The organism is Acidicapsa dinghuensis (genome assembly GCF_025685685.1).
Lineage (GTDB): Bacteria > Acidobacteriota > Terriglobia > Terriglobales > Acidobacteriaceae > Acidicapsa > Acidicapsa dinghuensis.
The window spans coordinates 502,300-519,532 of the sequence record NZ_JAGSYH010000001.1 but is presented as its reverse complement, the minus strand read 5'-3'; the positions used below and the strand labels follow the sequence as shown (position 1 = coordinate 519,532).

Annotated in this window: 15 protein-coding genes; 10 read left to right on the top strand and 5 right to left on the bottom strand. The window is 56.8% G+C overall.

The window, feature by feature from the left end; all coding sequences use genetic code 11:
- Positions 1–39 precede the first annotated feature (39 nt).
- Positions 40–1,305 carry an alginate lyase family protein gene (locus OHL22_RS02025; protein WP_263332661.1) on the bottom strand — a complete coding sequence of 422 codons (1,266 nt, stop codon included), beginning with the start codon at positions 1,303–1,305 and terminating at the stop codon, positions 40–42.
- Positions 1,306–1,480: 175 nt separating this feature from the next.
- On the opposite strand from OHL22_RS02025, the gene OHL22_RS02020 reads away from it, so the two are divergent.
- The 4 genes from OHL22_RS02020 (at position 1,481) to OHL22_RS02005 (ending at position 7,358) form a co-directional block, all read left to right on the top strand.
- Positions 1,481–3,439 carry a peptidylprolyl isomerase gene (locus OHL22_RS02020; protein WP_263332659.1) on the top strand — a complete coding sequence of 653 codons (1,959 nt, stop codon included), beginning with the start codon at positions 1,481–1,483 and terminating at the stop codon, positions 3,437–3,439.
- Between the two features lie 39 nt (positions 3,440–3,478).
- Positions 3,479–5,158 carry a 4-alpha-glucanotransferase gene (gene malQ / locus OHL22_RS02015; protein ID WP_263332657.1) on the top strand — a complete coding sequence of 560 codons (1,680 nt, stop codon included), beginning with the start codon at positions 3,479–3,481 and terminating at the stop codon, positions 5,156–5,158.
- Between the two features lie 67 nt (positions 5,159–5,225).
- Complete coding sequence (locus OHL22_RS02010; RefSeq protein ID WP_263332655.1) at positions 5,226–5,912, top strand: metal-dependent transcriptional regulator; 687 nt, start codon at positions 5,226–5,228, stop codon at positions 5,910–5,912.
- A 93-nt stretch (positions 5,913–6,005) separates the two neighbouring features.
- Positions 6,006–7,358, top strand: coding sequence for an Nramp family divalent metal transporter (locus tag OHL22_RS02005; protein ID WP_263332653.1), 1,353 nt, complete (start codon positions 6,006–6,008; stop codon positions 7,356–7,358).
- 16 nt (positions 7,359–7,374) lie between these two features.
- Here OHL22_RS02005 and OHL22_RS02000 read toward each other — a convergent pair whose 3' ends face one another.
- Positions 7,375–8,085 carry a carbohydrate-binding protein gene (locus OHL22_RS02000; protein ID WP_263332651.1) on the bottom strand — a complete coding sequence of 237 codons (711 nt, stop codon included), beginning with the start codon at positions 8,083–8,085 and terminating at the stop codon, positions 7,375–7,377.
- A gap of 191 nt (positions 8,086–8,276) precedes the next feature.
- Between OHL22_RS02000 and OHL22_RS01995 the strand changes: the two genes are divergently transcribed.
- The 6 genes from OHL22_RS01995 (at position 8,277) to OHL22_RS01970 (ending at position 14,093) form a co-directional block, all read left to right on the top strand.
- Positions 8,277–8,843 carry a GNAT family N-acetyltransferase gene (locus tag OHL22_RS01995; protein ID WP_263332649.1) on the top strand — a complete coding sequence of 189 codons (567 nt, stop codon included), beginning with the start codon at positions 8,277–8,279 and terminating at the stop codon, positions 8,841–8,843.
- Positions 8,844–8,897: 54 nt separating this feature from the next.
- Entirely contained in the window at positions 8,898–10,559 is a 1,662-nt protein-coding gene (locus tag OHL22_RS01990; RefSeq protein ID WP_263332647.1) for a GH39 family glycosyl hydrolase, read from the top strand.
- A gap of 75 nt (positions 10,560–10,634) precedes the next feature.
- Positions 10,635–10,817, top strand: a complete 183-nt coding sequence (locus OHL22_RS01985; RefSeq protein WP_263332645.1) for a hypothetical protein — start codon at positions 10,635–10,637, stop codon at positions 10,815–10,817.
- Between the two features lie 61 nt (positions 10,818–10,878).
- On the top strand, positions 10,879–11,424 hold the full coding sequence (locus tag OHL22_RS01980; protein WP_263332643.1) for a 3-hydroxyacyl-CoA dehydrogenase NAD-binding domain-containing protein: 546 nt from the start codon (positions 10,879–10,881) through the stop codon (positions 11,422–11,424).
- A 165-nt stretch (positions 11,425–11,589) separates the two neighbouring features.
- Positions 11,590–12,843, top strand: a complete 1,254-nt coding sequence (locus OHL22_RS01975) for an ABC transporter permease (protein WP_263332641.1) — start codon at positions 11,590–11,592, stop codon at positions 12,841–12,843.
- A gap of 11 nt (positions 12,844–12,854) precedes the next feature.
- Positions 12,855–14,093 carry an ABC transporter permease gene (locus OHL22_RS01970; RefSeq protein WP_263332640.1) on the top strand — a complete coding sequence of 413 codons (1,239 nt, stop codon included), beginning with the start codon at positions 12,855–12,857 and terminating at the stop codon, positions 14,091–14,093.
- Between the two features lie 226 nt (positions 14,094–14,319).
- On the opposite strand, the gene lolA is transcribed toward OHL22_RS01970, so the two are convergent.
- The 3 genes from lolA to OHL22_RS01955 form a co-directional block, all read right to left on the bottom strand.
- Entirely contained in the window at positions 14,320–14,982 is a 663-nt protein-coding gene (lolA, locus tag OHL22_RS01965; protein ID WP_263332639.1) for an outer membrane lipoprotein chaperone LolA, read from the bottom strand.
- Between the two features lie 35 nt (positions 14,983–15,017).
- Complete coding sequence (locus OHL22_RS01960; protein ID WP_263332638.1) at positions 15,018–15,533, bottom strand: competence type IV pilus major pilin ComGC; 516 nt, start codon at positions 15,531–15,533, stop codon at positions 15,018–15,020.
- Between the two features lie 239 nt (positions 15,534–15,772).
- On the bottom strand, positions 15,773–17,077 hold the full coding sequence (locus OHL22_RS01955) for a M16 family metallopeptidase (protein WP_263332637.1): 1,305 nt from the start codon (positions 17,075–17,077) through the stop codon (positions 15,773–15,775).
- Positions 17,078–17,233 lie beyond the last annotated feature (156 nt).

Here is a 17,233-nt window from a genome sequence, read left to right as displayed (position 1 = left end):
AACGGTTGACAATGAAGCGCAGATTACATGCCGCAACGCTCACGCATACCAGAGAAGCGGCTGCCGGATGGGAAAGTTGCGGATGATTTCCGGATCGCTCGGATCGGGATTGAGCGTCTTCCAGAGCGCAATATAGGGCTCGCGTTTGCAGGCTACGCCAGTGAAGAGCAGCCCCGGCGAGCGAACCGGCAGAGAATCGAAGTGCTCGACATCGTGCTTGTAGGGCCACGTACCTTTGTCTTTGAGATAGGGATAAAGAAATTCGGCGCCTTTGCAGATGCCGCGCCCATCGGAAAGTTTGAACTTGAAGAGATCCGGCCCTACCCCGAGCAGCGATTGGCAAAGACCGGCCATCGTATCGAAGTTGAAGATGGAGTAGCTGTATGGCTTGGTGCGGGCGAGTTCCTTGGGGAACGAGCCGTCCTGTCCCATCTGGTTGGGCAGGAGCACATCGGTGTACTGCCGATGAATCTCCTGACGGGTCTGCTTGTCGCCGATCAGGCGAGCGTACTCAGAGGCCTGCAACGCCCAGCAGGTGGCGTGGTTGTTCTGCGCATCGCGCTCCTGTTTGCCTTTATCGCTAGTCTTCATCCAGTTGAGATAGTTGCCGAACCAGTCTTTGAGTGCTTTGAGATCGGCAGATGACATCGTTCGCGGGGCCACAATGCTGGCGGCTCGCGCCACTTCGACAAGGTGCAGGGTGTCGATGATGCCGTAGGAGCGGCCAGTAGCTACACCAACCACTCCCTGCGAATATTCGAGATTCGGGTTCATCCGGGTAGCCGAAGCGATGAACCAGGCGCGCAGGTGGTCACAGGCTGCCTCTGCATAGCGCCGGTCTTTGGTCAGCAGCCACGCCGCGGTGAGCGCGGGCATGCGGATCGACAGCGCAATCATCGCCTTGCGGTGGCCGTTGAAGTTGTCAGGATTACTCTGGCCATCGCGGTTGATGTATTTGCCACCTGGATTGGCAGGGTCGGGCCAGAAATAATCGGCCTGCGAAAAATAATCGTGCAATCCGCCGGGATTTTTTCCGGATGGAAAAGCGGTAATGGTTTGCGGAACCAGCGGCAGGTAGCTGTCCGCCGCTTTGAGGATGCGCTGGCGATCGTTCCTGGCCACCAGATGGTAATCGCCACTTTCCGCAAAGAGTTCGGAGGGGTGAAGGAGTGTGGTCAGCGATGCTGCCGCGGCGAGCCTGCAAGCCTCTCGGCGGCTAAAGATGTAACCAGGAAGAAAGGAATGCGGCACAGCAGCATTGTAGGAGCTATGCGCGCCGGCTGTCGCCAGCGGATAGTTATCCAAGCGGCAACCCTGCTGGAAACGGCAGGAGGGCGTTTTTCTCCTTTCGCTTCTGCGGGACAGGCTCGTCTATAATCGCAGAGAGTAGCAAGATTTTGTTCAGAAGCGGGTCGCAGCGAGCCAATCCGTTGAGGATTGTGACATTTGCAGGCGATACCGTAAAGGTCGGCACCACTCCATGATTCGTTTTCTGCAGAAAGACAACAAGATGGTCAAGGCCATCTTCTGGGTGATCATTGGCGCAGCCGTGATCACGATGGTCATTACGCTGATTCCCGGCATCTTCCAGAATGCGTCTGTGACCGGCGACACCTACGCCACCATTTATCCGCACTGGTACAGCCGTCTGCTGTTCTCCGGCGACACCATTTCGATGACGCGTGTGCAGGAAGTGGCCCAGCAGCAGTTGCAGCGTCAGCGGCTGCCGGATTTCGCACTGCCGTTCATGGAGCAGCGCGTCGGGCAGCAGTTGATTCTGCAGCGGATTCTGATTGCCAAGGCGCATAGTCTTGGGCTGGCAGCTACCGACCACGATGTACAGAACTTTCTGCATACCGGCCAATACGGCGAACTGCTCTTTCCCAACGGCCAGTTCATCGGCATGGACAAGTACAAGCAGTTCATCTCCAGCCAGTTTGATATGTCGACTACGGCCTTTGAAAAGGCACTGGGCGATGACATCACGGTCAATCGCCTGCGCGCCTTCATCACTGCCGGCGTGACTGTGAGCGACAATGAGATTCGCGACGAGTACCGCAAGCAGAACATCAAGATCAAGTTTGACTATGCCGTGATCTCGGCAGATGACCTGCGTAAAGAGATCAAGCCCTCCGATAGCGATCTCGAAGCCTTCTTCAAGAAGAATGCCGCGCGGTACTCAAATGCTGTTCCGGAACAGCGCACCATCAGCTACTTTGCGTTCACCGCGGACCAGCTTCCGGGTGGCGAGCCGAAGGTCTCAGATCAGGAGATTCAGGCCTACTATAACCAGCACCAATCCGAGTATCAGGTGCCGGAGCGCGCGAAGTCGCGGCACATTCTCATCAAGTATCCCGGCGGCGCAGCGAAGACCGATGCTGAAGCCAAGGCAAAGGCTGAGGACATTCTGAAGCAGTTGCAGAATGGCGCGAAATTTGAAGATCTCGCCAAGAAGGACTCAGAAGATACAGGCAGTGCGGTTCAGGGCGGTGAACTTGGCTTTGCGCAGCACGGCACGATGGTTCCGGAGTTCGATCAGGCGATCTTCTCGCAGAAGATTGGCGACATCAACATTGTGAAGACGCAGTACGGCTATCACATTGTCCAGGTCGAGGAGCGCGAGCCTGCGCACACGCAGACTCTGGCCGATGTGAAATCGACGATCCAGATCACACTGCTGCGCCAGAAAGAATCTGCCGCCGAGTCGGCTTATGCGCAGCAGCTTGCCGAGGAAGCAGGCAAGAACGGACTGGCCAAGACCGCGGACGCGCATCACCTGCAGCTGGTCACGACTCCGTCGCTCCCGGCTCAGGGAACTATTGCCGGATTGCCGGATGGGTCTGGCGTTCTCTCCAAGGCATTCACTCTGGCGAAGGGCGCAGCTCCGGCTTTTGCTCCCTCGGGCGAAGGATATGCGATCTTCCAGGTAACAGGTATCACGCCAGCCCATGCTCCGGCCTTTGCCGACTGGAAAGATCATGTCGCGAAGGACTTTGAGGACGAGAGGCTGCCTCAGTTGCTGGCGCAGAAGACTAAGGAACTTGCCGACAAGGCCAAAGCCTCCGGCGATCTGGCCAAGGCCGCCAAGGAAGTGGGCGCGACCGTGAAGACCAGTGATCTGGTTGGCGAGACCGGCCAGGTTCCGGACTTCGGCCAGGTGAGCAGCGTTGCTCCTGATCTCTTCAACATGAGCGTCGGGCAGATCAGCGGACCGATCAACGCCGGCCGTACGGGCGATGTTGCCAAGCTGGTCGATAAGCAGCAACCGACTGATGCTGAGATCGCTAAGAACCTGGATCAGACCCGGGATCAGATTCTCGATCAGCGTCGCGAAGAGGTCTTCGGTGTCTTCGTTTCGAATGCTCAGCAGGAGTTCGAAAAGCACAAGCTGATCGCGGTCAATCCCAAGGCTGCGAAGGCGCCAAACGCCGGTATCTAAGCAATAACTTTCTATTCACACAGGGCCGTCGAGCGATCGATGGCCCTGTTGCTTTTTGGGCCGCATTTGTTCGACCGGGCAGACGATAATGGGGGCATGCAATTTCAGCGATCGAACGGCGTCCTGATGCACATCACCTCGCTTGCCTCCAACGGAGGCATCGGCGATCTTGGACCGGAAGCGTACAGTTTTCTTGAGTTTCTGGCCGCAGGCAAACAGCATATCTGGCAGGTGCTGCCGCTCAGTCCGACGGGTTACGGCGGCTCACCCTATTCTGCAAGCTCGGCCTTCGCGGGTAATCCATTTCTGATCAGCCTTGAAGTGCTGGCAGAGTGGGGCTGGATCGATACGCAGCGTCTGGAGGGATTGCCCGGACCCACGGCGCAGGTGGACTTCTATGAAGTAGAGCTGAAGAAACTGCCATTGCTCTATGAGGCCGCAGCCAGCTTTCTCGATCGCGGAGCACATGAGGAGGCTCTACAGCGGCAGTGGGCGAGATTCGAGGCTTTCTGCGTGCAGGAGGCTTCCTGGCTCAACGACTATGCCTACTTTGCGCTGTTTCGCAGGCAGTTCAATACAGGGGCGTGGACGGAGTGGCCGGAACCGCTGCGCCGGCGTGATCCACAGGCCATGGCGGAGGTCGCATCTAAGCAGGGACGCGAACTGGCTCTCGAACAGGTGTTGCAGTTTGCCTTCGAAGAGCAGTGGCGCAATTTGCGGGCTGCTGCGCAGAAAGAGAAGATCCGCTTCATGGGTGATGTGGCGATCTTTGTCAGCATGGACTCGGCCGATGTGTGGGCCAATCCGCATCTCTTTCAGCTCGATGAAGACTTGAAACCGATCTATATTGCAGGCGTTCCACCTGATTATTTTTCGCCGACAGGTCAGCGGTGGGGCAATCCACTCTACCGGTGGGATGTGCTGGCAGAGACCGGTTACGACTGGTGGATTCAGCGTATGCGCCGCGCCAGCATGATGTATGACATCATCCGCCTCGATCACTTCCGTGGCTTTGAAGCGTACTGGTCGATTCCGGCGAATGAAGAAACCGCTGTGAATGGCGACTGGATCAAGGCTCCTGGCGCTGAGCTGTTCGAGCGCATCGAGCAGGTGCTTAGGCCGCTGCCACTGGTGGCTGAAGATCTCGGCGTGATTACGCCAGAGGTCACAGCCCTGCGCCTGTCACGCGGCATGCCATGTATGCGCGTGCTACAGTTCGGCTTCGATCAGGGAGAGTCACGCGATCATCTGCCGCATAAATATGTTCCGGGAACGGTCTGCTACACGGGAACGCACGACAACGATACAACGCTCGGCTGGTGGCGCAAGGCAACTGACCAGGAACGCGCGAATTTGGAAACATACGTTGGACCGGTAGCGCTTAGTCCGGTGTGGGCATTGATGCGTGCCGGCGCGACCAGTGTGGCGGAGATGTCACTTGCGCCGGCGCAGGATCTGCTGATGCTTGGTTCGGAAGCACGCATGAACACGCCTGCTGTTCCGAGCGGCAATTGGACTTGGCGCGCGCCTGCCGGATGTTTTACTCCCGATATTTCGCGTGGACTTGCCGATCTTGTGATGGTTTCCGAGCGCGATAGCGATCCACTTGGGCCTCCACCTGCTCGTGCGGTGACGACCATTTTGACAATGACTGAGGCCGAGCGGCAAGCTGCCAAGGCCGCGAAAGCAGCAGCCGCAGTGGCTGCCGTCACTAAATGAGGTAAGGACTGTGAAGATGCTGGTGATCCTATAATCAGAGCTTGCTCTATAGGATGAGCATGTACTGATGAGTGAATCGATCACAGTTTCCAAGCAGGATTATCTGAAGGCCATCCTTGAGGCCGAGTCGGAGGGGCACCAGGTCATTCCGGCAATGCTGGCGCATTGGCTCTCTGTTTCAGCGCCAGCAGTCACCATGGCTTTGAAGCGCCTGAAGCGCGACGGTTATGTGGATGTGAAGTCCGATGGCATTGTGCGCCTGACGCCGACGGGCAAAGAGACCGCATATCGCACCGCGCTGCGCCATCATCTGATCGAGCGCATGTTGTCGGAGATCTTCGGCATGGAGTGGTATGAGATCCACGCCGAGGCCGAGCGGCTTGAGCACGCGGTTTCACCAGCGTTTGAAGCGCGGCTGATCGAAAAACTGGGCGAGCAGGGCATGTGCCCTCATGGAAATACAGTGCTGCCGGAGAGCCCTGCGCAACGCAAAAAGCGAGGATTGACGCAGCTCTCCGAGGCCACAGAACAAACCGACTATGTCGTGTCGGCCCTTTATGAACGCGACCCTAAACTGCTGATTTTTCTGCATGAATCGGGCATTAGCCCCAATACGCGCCTGCGCCTGCAGGCGAGAAATTATGACAAGACGGTGGTGCTTGAGACTCCTGCAGGCCAGGTGACGCTGGGGCACCCGGCCGCAGAGGGGGTCTGGGTCAAGCGGGTTGCCTCACGGGAGGCGAACAAGAAGTGATGTCATAAACACAATAAAAGGAAAATTCATTAACCATAGTTAACTTCCTATGGCATACTGTCGCTAATGGGATCCTCCCCGGCGCATACCCCTATGGCGACCCAAATTTCCAGCACTGCTGTGAATCCGAGAGGTGAAGTGTACCGGCCATCGATGCCGGATATTCACTCGACGGTTCGCGTCTCGACCTCGTCGCAGCTTTGGCGGCGGGTGCTGGGGTTTGTCGGGCCGGGTTTTCTGGTCGCCGTGGGATACATGGACCCCGGCAATTGGGCGACCGATCTCGCAGCCGGATCGCGGTATGGCTACACGCTGCTCTTCGTCATTATGCTGTCGAATCTGATGGCGATCCTACTGCAGAGCCTGTCGGTGAAGCTGGGTATCGCGGCAGAGCAGGATCTGGCTCAGGCCTGCCGGGCACATACTTCGAAACCGGTGGCTTATGGTTTGTGGTTTCTTGCCGAAATCGCCATCGCGGCCTGCGATCTCGCTGAAGTCGTTGGATCGGCAATCGCTCTGCAGCTCCTCTTCCACATACCGCTGCTTGCCGGAGTTCTCATTACCAGCCTCGATGTCATGCTGGTGCTGCTGCTGGAGCGTCGTGGGTTCCGCTATCTTGAAGCATTTGTCATCGTACTGATCGGAACAATCGCAGCATTGTTTGGCATCGAGATCGTGCTATCACGGCCTGAGTTCGCTCCCATCCTGCGTAACCTGCTCGTGCCGCAAACGTCGCTTGTAACCAACCCGGAGATGCTGTACATCGGCATCGGCATCCTTGGCGCAACCGTGATGCCGCACAATCTCTATCTGCATTCTTCGATTGTGCAGTCGCGCGACTATCAGCGCACGCCGGAAGGGAAGCGTGAGGCGATCCGCTTTGCCAATTGGGACTCCGCCGGAGCGCTGACCATGGCGTTATTTGTGAACGCGGCAATTCTTGTCGTGGCCGCGGCGGTATTTCATCGCAACGGGCATTATGAAGTTGCTGAGATCGAAGATGCCTATCGCTTGATGTCGCCACTTTTGGGTATAACGGGTGCAAGCGCAGTCTTTGCGATTGCGCTGCTTGCCTCTGGTCAGAACTCCACACTCACCGGCACGCTCGCCGGTCAAGTAGTGATGGAAGGCTTTCTGAACATCCGTTTACCGCGATGGCAGCGGCGTCTGATTACGCGGCTGGCTGCGATTATCCCCACGGTGATCGTGGTTGCATTTTACGGTGAGCATGGCACGGCGAAACTGCTCATCTTCAGCCAGGTTGTGCTGAGCATGCAGTTGAGCTTTGCTGTCTTTCCGCTGGTGGCCTTCACAAGCGATCGGAAGAAGATGGGCGAGTTTGCAAATGCGGCGTGGCTTAGGTGGATGGCGTGGATCGTCGCTTTTGTCATTGCTGGCCTGAATATCTGGTTGCTGATCCAGATATTTCTTGGTCGCTCCAGTTAACGTGCGCGACAGCAGATTACTGTGACGGCTTGAAATCGAAATAAGCAAAATTCATGTTGCCTTCGGTAAGAATGTGAACGGTCAGCACATTCCTCCCCTTTTTCAACGGAATGTGCGTTAGATTTTTCATCACGTTCCAGTGATGCCATTGCCGCCAGGCGATAGGATCGCGTGCATCATAGGTAGATTGAATCGCAATTGGTCCGGTCACGTCGCGCCCGTTCACATCGATAGAAATGGTGCCTCCGCGATTGGATGTGTAGAGCAAGTCGGCGCTGTAAGAGCCGGTGTGGGCCGCATTCACTGTGATGTTGAACCACTCACCGGGTTGTGTCCAGCCGACGTAGAGTTGATTGAGCTCAGGAGTGACCTTGTCATACGGATTGTTATCGATAGCGTCATGAAACTTGGTGTAGGACGTATCGACTGCCTCCTGCATTCGAAATTCGTTGAGATAGGTTCCATCAGCGGGGTTGAGGCCACCGCTGCCTTCATTCTTGGGAGTCGTATCGTGGTAGGCGATGCCTTCGCCGCCGAGATCGTAGTACGCACACTGCACACGGCCGGGAATGATTTGCGGACCGCTTTGAACGCGGCTGTCATTGTAGGGAAGGCCTTTATAGCTCGAGACAAAATCCTGATAGGCACGGCCTGTTGTAACCAATAGAAGCATTACTGAGATGGCGGCTATGAAACGAACAACGGCATGGCTTGCGTTTGCAAACATGGCAACATGCTACTATTGGGCCGTCGCCTATGATCGCCATCCGCTGATGTCGGTTCTCAGATACTGCACGCTTTGAGCTGTTTGTGATGGCGCGTCACCACACTCTGTCTTGAATAGGCTGTCGATGCTATGTGAGCTCTTCTCATAAGAGCAACGCATTGCGAGTTACACAGAAGGAACAAGCGAATCCAATGCTGAAAAATTTAAAAGAAGCATTTCCGGATGTGATCCGTAGCGAGCGCATGGATCTTGTGCCCGTGACACGGGAGTCATTGCTCTGTCAGATGGACGAAGGGCCGCATGCGCGAAAGGAACTCAGCGCAGTTCTCGATGCAAGTGTGCCGGAAGAGTGGCCGCCCGAGCACTGGGAGCCGCATGTCGTGGACTACCTGCTGAAGCTGATCGCCGAGCATCCGGATGCAGTGGGATGGTGCCGGTATCTGCTGTTGCGACGCGGAACAGGGCGCGTTCTGATCGGAACGTTTGGCTGTACCTTCCCTAAACCGGAGACCGGAGAGGCAGAACTGGGCTACGGTGTGTTGCCGAGCTGGCAGCGACAGGGATTCGCCGCAGAGGCAGTGATGGCCATGATGCCCTGGCTGCGGATGCAGAGAGCGATTCACGCGTTTGTGGCGCAAACTTTTCCATCCCTATATGGATCGGTACGCGTGCTCGAAAAGTGCGGTTTCGTTTCCGCTGGCGCAGGCGAAGAGCCAGGAGCGATTTTATTTCGTAAGACGATCAATAACATCGTGTGAGCCCTGGGTGCTGTACCATCCGTCCTGAACAATGGGAAGTGATTCGAGGGGCGGATGCTGCGGAAAATCAAATTGATTGTCGTGTTTGGATTGGCATGTTTCAGTGCTGGGGCAGGGTTGGCGCAGAGGCCGGTCGCGATTCGTGTTGAAGCCGGCCACACAATCGGCCCTTACGATCGGATCTGGACTTACTTCGGCGCGGACGAACCCAACTACACGTATGCGCCGAACGGACAGAAGCTCCTGCGCGAGCTTGGTGAGCTGAGTCCGGCACCGGTCTATTTCCGCACGCACAATCTCTTCACGACAGGCGATGGCGACGGTTCGCTCAAGTGGGGATCGACCAATGTCTATACCGAGAAGGCCGACGGCACGCCGGTCTATAACTGGACGATTACAGATCGCATTTTCGACGCGTTCGCCGCCGCGCACGTGCGGCCACTGGTTGAAATAGGCTTCATGCCCGAGGCACTCTCAACGCATCCCGAACCCTATCGGCATACTTTTCCCAAAGGCGATATCTTCACGGGATGGACCTACCCGCCGAAGGACTATGCCAAATGGGGAGCGCTGGTGCGAGCCTATGCCGAGCACATGAAGCAGCGCTATGGCAGCGCTGTCGATGGCTGGCTGTGGGAGGTCTGGAACGAACCGGATATCCCCTATTGGTATGGCACAGCCGAGGAGTATGACCGGCTTTACGATGTCACTTCAGCAGCAATTCGCGAGGCGCTGCCCAACGCAAAAATCGGCGGTCCTGAGTCGACGGGCGTTGCCTCAAGCCATGCCGAGACCTTCCTGCGTCAGTTCCTTGAGCACTGTGCGCACGGAAAGAATGCAGCAACCGGTGCAACCGGAGCTCCACTTGATTTCATCAGCTTCCATCCCAAGGGACGTCCGTCCACGGTAGATGGCCATGTGCGTATGGATATCGGCTTTCAACTCCGCGCAGTCGAGCGAGGGATGAAGGTCGTCGCCTCCTATCCCGAATGGAAGAATACCCCGATCATCCTTGGCGAAAACGATCCGGAGGGCTGCGCGGCATGCCAGGGAGCAGCCAATGGCTACCGCAATGGTGCTCTGTACGGAGTAAGCGAAGCGGAGGTGATGGCACGCATTGCAGAGCTTGCCCGCCGATATGACGTGCATGTGCAAGGTACGGTGACATGGGCCTTCGAATTTGAAAATCAACCTTACTTTGCCGGGTTCCGCGAACTTGCCACTAACGGTGTCGACAAGCCGGTACTCAATGTCTTCCGCATGATGGGCATGCTCGGCGGCGAGCAGGTGCAGGTTGAAAGCTCAGGAGCACTCTCACTCGACGACATGCTGCAAGGTGACGCAACCGGCGCTGGCGATATCGACGCCATCGCGACGCGGCAGGGGAACGAGGTCAGCATTCTTGTATGGAACTACGCCGATGATGATGTACTGGCTCCAGACCCTCGGGTAACGCTGAAGATAGCGGGCCTTGGAAATGGATCGGTACAGGAAGAAGAGTTCCGCATGGATAAGAACCACAGCAACGCCTACACGGTGTGGCAGTCGATGGGCAGCCCCGCGCAACCAACGCCCGAACAGCAGAAGAAGTTCGAAGAAGCCGGAGGCCTTGAACGAATTTCAGCTCCGCATGCGATGCAGATTCAGGAGGGAAACGCTGCGGTAGAGATAACCCTGCCACGGCAGGGCGTGACTCTCATTCGATTGAGCCGGTAGGCCGCCTTTACACCCCAGACCCTGAACGCAGAGAATTGCTGGAGACAGTTTCGATTCCTACGTGAGGTACACCCCATGCCGCTTTCCGGAGAAGCCATCCGCCTGATGAACTACATTGACGATGTTTCGGTGACGCTGCGCCGGATTTTGACGGGCGTGGCGACGCTCGATGACGAGGAGCGGGCGAAGGTTTCGGCTCACCTCGCGTCCTCGAAACCCAACGCCCAGGATGTGCTGAACGCCCTGGCCGCCAAGTAAATCTGACTCAGGCCCGGAACTTCGGCTTTCGGGCCTCGTCCATTTGATCCCTTCATTCGTTTTGATCCCTGCAGAAACAACTCTCGCTATTCTCGGAGCCGGATCGCTCGGACGCCGTCTGGCGCATCGTGCGGCCAGCGCAGGTTTTCGCGTGATTCTCGAAGACGTCATGCCCGCCAGCCTGCGGCATGCGCAGGAAGATCTTCGCCAGTCGCTCGGACCAGAAGCCATGCCTCGTGTAACGTTCGCGCGGTCTATCGAAGAAGCTGTTCGCGAAGCCGATCTTGCGGTGGACTGTGTGCCCGATGAGCTTGAGTCAAAGCTCGAAATCTTCAGCCTGCTCGACCGCATGGCTCCGCCGAAGACCGTTTTGCTGACTCCGACAACGAATCTCTCTATCGCCGATCTGGCCTCGTGTACCTATCGGCCCGGCCAGTGCGTCGCGGTACACGTAGACGCAACCGTGCTTGCGCAGGAAACCCATGGAGCCGGCATCCCAGTTGTGTTCACCGCGCAGACAACCGAATCGGCACAGAAGCTGGTCGAGGGATTCTGGCAGCAGCTTGGGTACAGTCCAATAATCAGCCTCGATTCCAGCGCCGTGTAAGCTGCCTTCCGTGCTGGTTTTATTGAAACCAGCAGACGGTTGCTCCTGCTAAAACGTCCAAACCTCAGCAGATGGCAGCGCACATAAACCGGGAACTGCCTGCTCTCAGCCTGCGTACCGATAGTCAGGGCAAAATCAGGGCGAAGCTGCGCCCGCTCTCTTCCGATGCAGAACTTTGGCGACATCCTCGGTGAAGTCTTTCGCGCCATGATGGCCAATAAACTGCGCACCTTCCTGACCATGTTCGGGATCGCGTGGGGGGTGGGGTCGCTGCTGGTGCTTGTGGGCCTTGGCGAGGGATTCCGCTCCGGACAAGAGCGCAACCTGGCCAGCATCGGCAATGACGTCATCATGATGTGGAGCGCCACTGTGCCTGCGGTTTCTGGGCAGCACACCGGCATGCGGCCGTACAAGCTCACTCCCGAGGATGAGGCTGAGATGCGCCAGCTACCTGAGCTGCGCTCCGTGACGGCCACGCTCAATCGTCAGGATCTATATGAAGTTAGCGAGTGGTCGAACACTTCTTCGCAGGTGTGGGGTGTCGAGCCGAACTTTACCGATGTGCGTTTTGTGCCGATAGAGGAGGGCAGATTTCTCGATGCAGCGGACCTGGCGCAGCGCAGGCGTGTGGCTGTTCTCGGGCTGAAAACGGCGCATCTGCTCTTTCCCGGCCATCCGCTTCTCGGCCAGACCATCACCATCAATGACACGGCGTTTACCGTGGTGGGGAGCGTCGGCACGGTTGGGCGCGGCAACAATGACTCTGACGACCAGAAGATTTACATTCCGCTAACCACCATGCAGCAGCTCTTTGCGATGAAAGGTGACAACATTCCGCTGGATGCCCTGACCTCGATCCAATATCAGCCGGCGAAAAGAAGCGATGATGTGGATGCGCTGGCGGCGGTACATAAGGTGATTGGGCGCAACCACGGATTCGACCCGACAAACAAGGACGCGTTTGACGAGTGGGATACGATCCACACCAGCCGCCTGATCGGCAAGATTTTCGACGCCATGGATGTGTTTCTGGGCTCCGTCGGCATTGTGACTCTCGGACTGGGAGCAGTGGGTATCATCAACATCATGCTTGTATCCGTCACCGAGCGGACACGCGAAATTGGTCTTCGCAAAGCGCTCGGGGCGACAAAAAGCAGTATCCTCGCGCAGTTTTTCTGGGAAGGTCTGATTCTCACCGCGGTCAGCGGAGCAATCGGCATCGGCCTCTCTGCGGGATTCATGGGGATATTGCAGGCATTACTTACGGGCAAGATGCCGGGCTTCGATCCGCCGCAGCTGGTGTGGTGGTCGGCGGCGCTGGCGATGGGTTCGCTTGCGGCAAGCGGAATCGTGGCTGGAGTGTACCCGGCGAGCGTGGCTGCTGGGCTTGAACCGGTAGAAGCATTGCGACGGGAATAGGAAGTAAAGCTATGTTGAAAGACATCCTCAGCCAGGCATGGGAAGCGATGGTGCACAATCGGCGCCGCACGATGATCACGATCGTGGGCATGGCCTGGGGCATTGCAACCGTCGTGTTGCTTCTGGCCTACGGCGCAGGTTTTAGCCGTGCAATTGAGGCCATCTTTTCTCAATGGGGCACGCACCTGATGGGCGTCTTTCCCGGCCGGACGAGCGAGCAGGCTGGCGGCGACAAGGCTGGCGTCAAGGTGCAGTTCACCCTGGACGACGTAGACACGGTCTGGAATGGCGTGCCGGGGCTGATTCACATCACGCCCATGGTCAACAAAGATGTTCCAGTGCAGAATGAACTGCACACCTATACATGGACCGTTACCGGCGTGCTGCCGGACGCGCAGGACATTCTGCATCTACCAACATCTGAGGGTCGCTTCTTCAATGGACAGGAAGAGCAGCAACGTGCACACGTCGCTGTCATTGGATCAGAATCGAGCACCAAGCTGTTCTCCGGCCAATGGCCCATCGGTCAGCCGGTTCGGCTGAACGGTATTCAGTTTACGGTGATTGGTGTACTCGATACCAAGATGCAGGAGGGGGACAGCGACAACAATCGCCAGATATATGTTCCTTTCAGCACCATGAGCGATATCAAGAGCACAAAGTATCTCGACGGCATCTGGATGAACTACTCCGGAAACTTCGAGGATGTGGAACGGCACCTGCGTGAGACGCTGGCGATGGCGCACCATTTCAAGTCATCCGATCACAACGCGATTTTCGTCGCCAACCTGATGGAGCAGCTAAGCCAGTTCCGCATTCTCTCGATCGCGTTGCAGGTGCTGCTAGCGCTTGTCGGAGCCTTGACACTGGGCATAGCGGGCATCGGTCTGATGAACATCATGCTGGTCGCCGTGCAGCAGCGCACGCGCGAAATCGGGGTCGAGAAGGCGCTTGGGGCGCAGAAGTCTCACATTCTCATACAGTTTCTTGCCGAGGCATTTGTCATTACCGGTGCTGGCGGTATTGCCGGTATCGCCCTGGCCGAGCTTGTTTCCGTAATGGTTGGGCGAATCACGTTTTACAGCGCCATCGCTTCCAACGCCACCGACGCGGATATCTATCTGAAGATTTCACCAACTGCAGTGATCGTGGCCACCGGGATTCTGGTGGTGACGGGGCTGGTCAGCGGGATGATCCCAGCCATACGCGCGGCGAATCTCGATCCCATCGAGGCTCTGCGGTATGAGTAATTGGCTGCTTTTTGCCGATAATCGCGACCCAAAGGCGCATACTTATAGCGGCGTCGATGACGAGGGTGTTGTTGGCTCGTTTATTACATAATTAGTAAACAATTATAGACTCGATTACGACCAGAAAATTAATATATCCCTCCCCCTCCCGGAGGTTATCTTCTTTGTTTTCAGCAGCAGCAATGAGTCGAGGAGTTTTATTCTTCAAGATTGAAGAATAAAAAGGTTACACAGGGGACAGGGCATCCACGACGGGGATTCCCGCGGGCGGATTAAAGTGGAATTCCGATTCGGGTAGCGCGGGGTTGGTTTGTTCGTTCGAGAAGTCGAAGATGGTCTGAGCGCCGTCGGTCTCATCGATTTCGAGGCGGCGAATAGCGCCGTCTGAGCCCGCAGTGATTGTTACCTTGGTAATTCGTTTCTGCTGTCCCCTGGGAACGCCGGAAAGTGTAAGCGTTCCAGCGGAACTGGAAGCCAGATTGAGCTGCTCCAGCTCCGACTCGATCTTGGTATGGCCCAGCAGAAAGCGGAGCGGAGAACGCAGATCGTCCAGTTCGCTGGCCTTGAGGCGTTGCACCTGGGGAACGCCCGGCGTGTAGAACCAGGCATATTTGCCGTCGAGGACAAAGACTTTTCCCGGAGTACTCGTATAGTTCCAGCGCATGCGGCCCGGCTTGCGCAGCAACATGGTACCCGACTCGCTGCGGTGCATGCCGAGGCCGTTAAATTCCTCGGTGAAGTCGGCTTTGAGCGATTGCAGCTTGTTGTAGTGGCTGTCAATGCGTTTGGCGAGATCTAAAGCTGTCGGTGTAGGCGGAGCAGCAGCATTCGCAGGGGAAATAGCACAAACACAGAAGAGCAACAACGCTGCGGCGATCAGACGCCGCATTGCGCTGTTGCTTTGCCGGACTTCGAGGCTAGTTGTTATTGCACGGCCTGGGTGCAGTTTGTGCCGCCTTGCGGGTCGTATTTGATCTGGCCCTGGTTATCTTCGCAATACCCGCGATTACCGGTTTTGCCGACAGCGAGTGGCACCGCAGTGACTTGAAAGCTGGTGATCTGGTCGGTGTTTCCGACTGTGACCTTGGTTACGTTGGTGATAGCGAACTGATAGCCATCCTTCACACCGTTTTGCAGCGTTCCCGACAGCAACTGGGCGCTTTGCGGAGTCGGATTACCCGACTTGGGATCGCCGCCAAGTTGATCCAGCGTAGAGGCAAATCCGTTGGCGGGATAGTCGTTCTGGTACGAAATCTGGTCTTTGTAGATGACCTGCAGCGAGTTGATCGCCGATTTCTCGTTGACCGACATCTTCATTTTGTTGAAGTTCGGAATGGCCAGCAGCATCAGGATCAGCATGATGCTGATGACAATGAGCAACTCCATCAGCGTAAAGCCGTTGGGGCGTTGGCGGCGGTGCTTAACTTGCGGTGTGTTCATGAGAATCCAAAGCCTCAGGGAGATGCTGATTCCAGTCTGTTGATGCCCGGTGCAATCGAGCCGGAACTGTCACACAAATGCTAACGCCAGTCAGGGGTGGATGCAAAGTCCTGTTCATATCGCCAAATCGCGTCTGCGTTCATTGTGGAACAAGCCATATTGGTTGACGTTCGAGCGCGTGCAAACGCTCGCACAGAGGTGAAAATAGCGATTCTGCCTGCGAACTTCCGCGGAGTGGATCAGCAAACAAGGCGTGAACGGTCGAGCTTGATGCCGTCGAGCCGTCCGAGGAGTGTTACGGCGATGCGGTCAGAGATGAAAAGCTTCTGCGCCATGAACTGGACCTGATCGGCGGTGACTGCGTCGAGCCGATCCAGGACTTCTTCAACGCTGAAGAAGTGGTTGAAGTACATCTCTTGCCGGGCAAGGTTCGACATGCGCGAGCCCGAGCTTTCAAGACCCAGCAAGATGTTGCCCTTGACCTGCTCCTTAGCGCGGGTGAGTTCTTCGTCGGTAAGAGACGATTCCTTCAGATTGCGGAACTCGGCCATGACCAGATCGATCATCTGCAGAGCCTTATCCGCCGAAGTACCGGCGAAGACGCAAAGTGCGCCGGTGTCGCTGTACGGACTGAGGTCGGAGTAGATGGAGTAGGCCATGCCGCGCTCTTCGCGGATGGTCTGGAAGAGCCGCGAGCTCATGCCGCCGCCGAGCACTGTATTGAGGATGAGAGTGGCGTAGCGGTTCTCGTCCGTGATGGGCGGCGAGGGTACGCCGAGGCAGATTTGCACCTGTTCGAGGGAACGCTTATTGCGCAGAATGACGGGAGCGCTGACGTGCGGTGCGCCAAAATCGATGGCGACAGTGCCGGAACGGAGCGGGCTGAACTTCTCGGCTACGGCGGTCACGAACTGATCATGATCCAGATTGCCGGCGGCAGAAAAGACCATGTTTCCGGCGCGGAAGCGGTCGGTGTGGTAGCCAAATAGCGTGTCCTGTTGAAAGCCTGAAACCGTCTTAGTGGTGCCTAGAATGGGCTTGCCGAGTGGCTGATCCTTCCAGAAGTTCTGGGTGAAGATTTCGTGCACGAGCACGTCGGGATTGTCCTCGTCGATCTTGATCTCTTCAAGAATGACGCCGCGTTCACGCTCGACATCGATGTCGGCAAAGACGGGGTTCAAGACTAGGTCGGAGAGCACGTCGAGCGCGATGGGAACGTGATTCGAAAGCGCCTTGACGCTGAAACAGATGGTCTCTTTGCCGGTAAAGGCGTCGAGATTGCCTCCGATCGCGTCCATCTCGCGGGCTATGTGCTGGGCGGAGCGAGAGCGTGTGCCTTTGAAGAGCATGTGCTCGACAAAGTGCGAGATGCCATTGATCTCGGCTGCCTCATAGCGCGAGCCGGACTTGACCCAGATGCCCATGGCTACGGAGCGCAGATGCTCCATGCGTTCTGTGAGAACGATGAGACCGTTGGGCAGAACGGTGCGGCGCAGGTTGCGCTGGGTGGTAGGATCGGGCGAGTTAGCGGAAGAAATTGCCATGTCTGTCTCTTTGATTGTAATTGTTCTGGCAGCCGAAACCCCGCATTGAGTCGCTGGTTGCTGTAAATGACGAACTAAGTTGAAGAGCGGCAAGTCACTCGAAAACTTATTCCGCTGGTATCCTGAAAGAAGCGCGCGGAATACGGCTATAGTTGC

Excerpts from the sequence above, each read along its gene's own strand:
- OHL22_RS02020 (WP_263332659.1), top strand. The coding sequence starts at position 1,481 with ATGATTCGTTTTCTGCAGAAAGACAACAAGATGGTCAAGGCCATCTTC.
- malQ (WP_263332657.1), top strand. The coding sequence starts at position 3,479 with ATGGCCCTGTTGCTTTTTGGGCCGCATTTGTTCGACCGGGCAGACGAT.
- OHL22_RS02010 (WP_263332655.1), top strand. The coding sequence starts at position 5,226 with ATGAGTGAATCGATCACAGTTTCCAAGCAGGATTATCTGAAGGCCATC.
- OHL22_RS02005 (WP_263332653.1), top strand. The coding sequence starts at position 6,006 with ATGGCGACCCAAATTTCCAGCACTGCTGTGAATCCGAGAGGTGAAGTG.
- OHL22_RS02000 (WP_263332651.1), bottom strand. The coding sequence starts at position 8,085 with ATGTTTGCAAACGCAAGCCATGCCGTTGTTCGTTTCATAGCCGCCATC.
- OHL22_RS01995 (WP_263332649.1), top strand. The coding sequence starts at position 8,277 with ATGCTGAAAAATTTAAAAGAAGCATTTCCGGATGTGATCCGTAGCGAG.
- OHL22_RS01990 (WP_263332647.1), top strand. The coding sequence starts at position 8,898 with ATGCTGCGGAAAATCAAATTGATTGTCGTGTTTGGATTGGCATGTTTC.
- OHL22_RS01985 (WP_263332645.1), top strand. The coding sequence starts at position 10,635 with ATGCCGCTTTCCGGAGAAGCCATCCGCCTGATGAACTACATTGACGAT.
- OHL22_RS01975 (WP_263332641.1), top strand. The coding sequence starts at position 11,590 with ATGCAGAACTTTGGCGACATCCTCGGTGAAGTCTTTCGCGCCATGATG.
- OHL22_RS01970 (WP_263332640.1), top strand. The coding sequence starts at position 12,855 with ATGTTGAAAGACATCCTCAGCCAGGCATGGGAAGCGATGGTGCACAAT.
- lolA (WP_263332639.1), bottom strand. The coding sequence starts at position 14,982 with ATGCGGCGTCTGATCGCCGCAGCGTTGTTGCTCTTCTGTGTTTGTGCT.
- OHL22_RS01960 (WP_263332638.1), bottom strand. The coding sequence starts at position 15,533 with ATGAACACACCGCAAGTTAAGCACCGCCGCCAACGCCCCAACGGCTTT.
- OHL22_RS01955 (WP_263332637.1), bottom strand. The coding sequence starts at position 17,077 with ATGGCAATTTCTTCCGCTAACTCGCCCGATCCTACCACCCAGCGCAAC.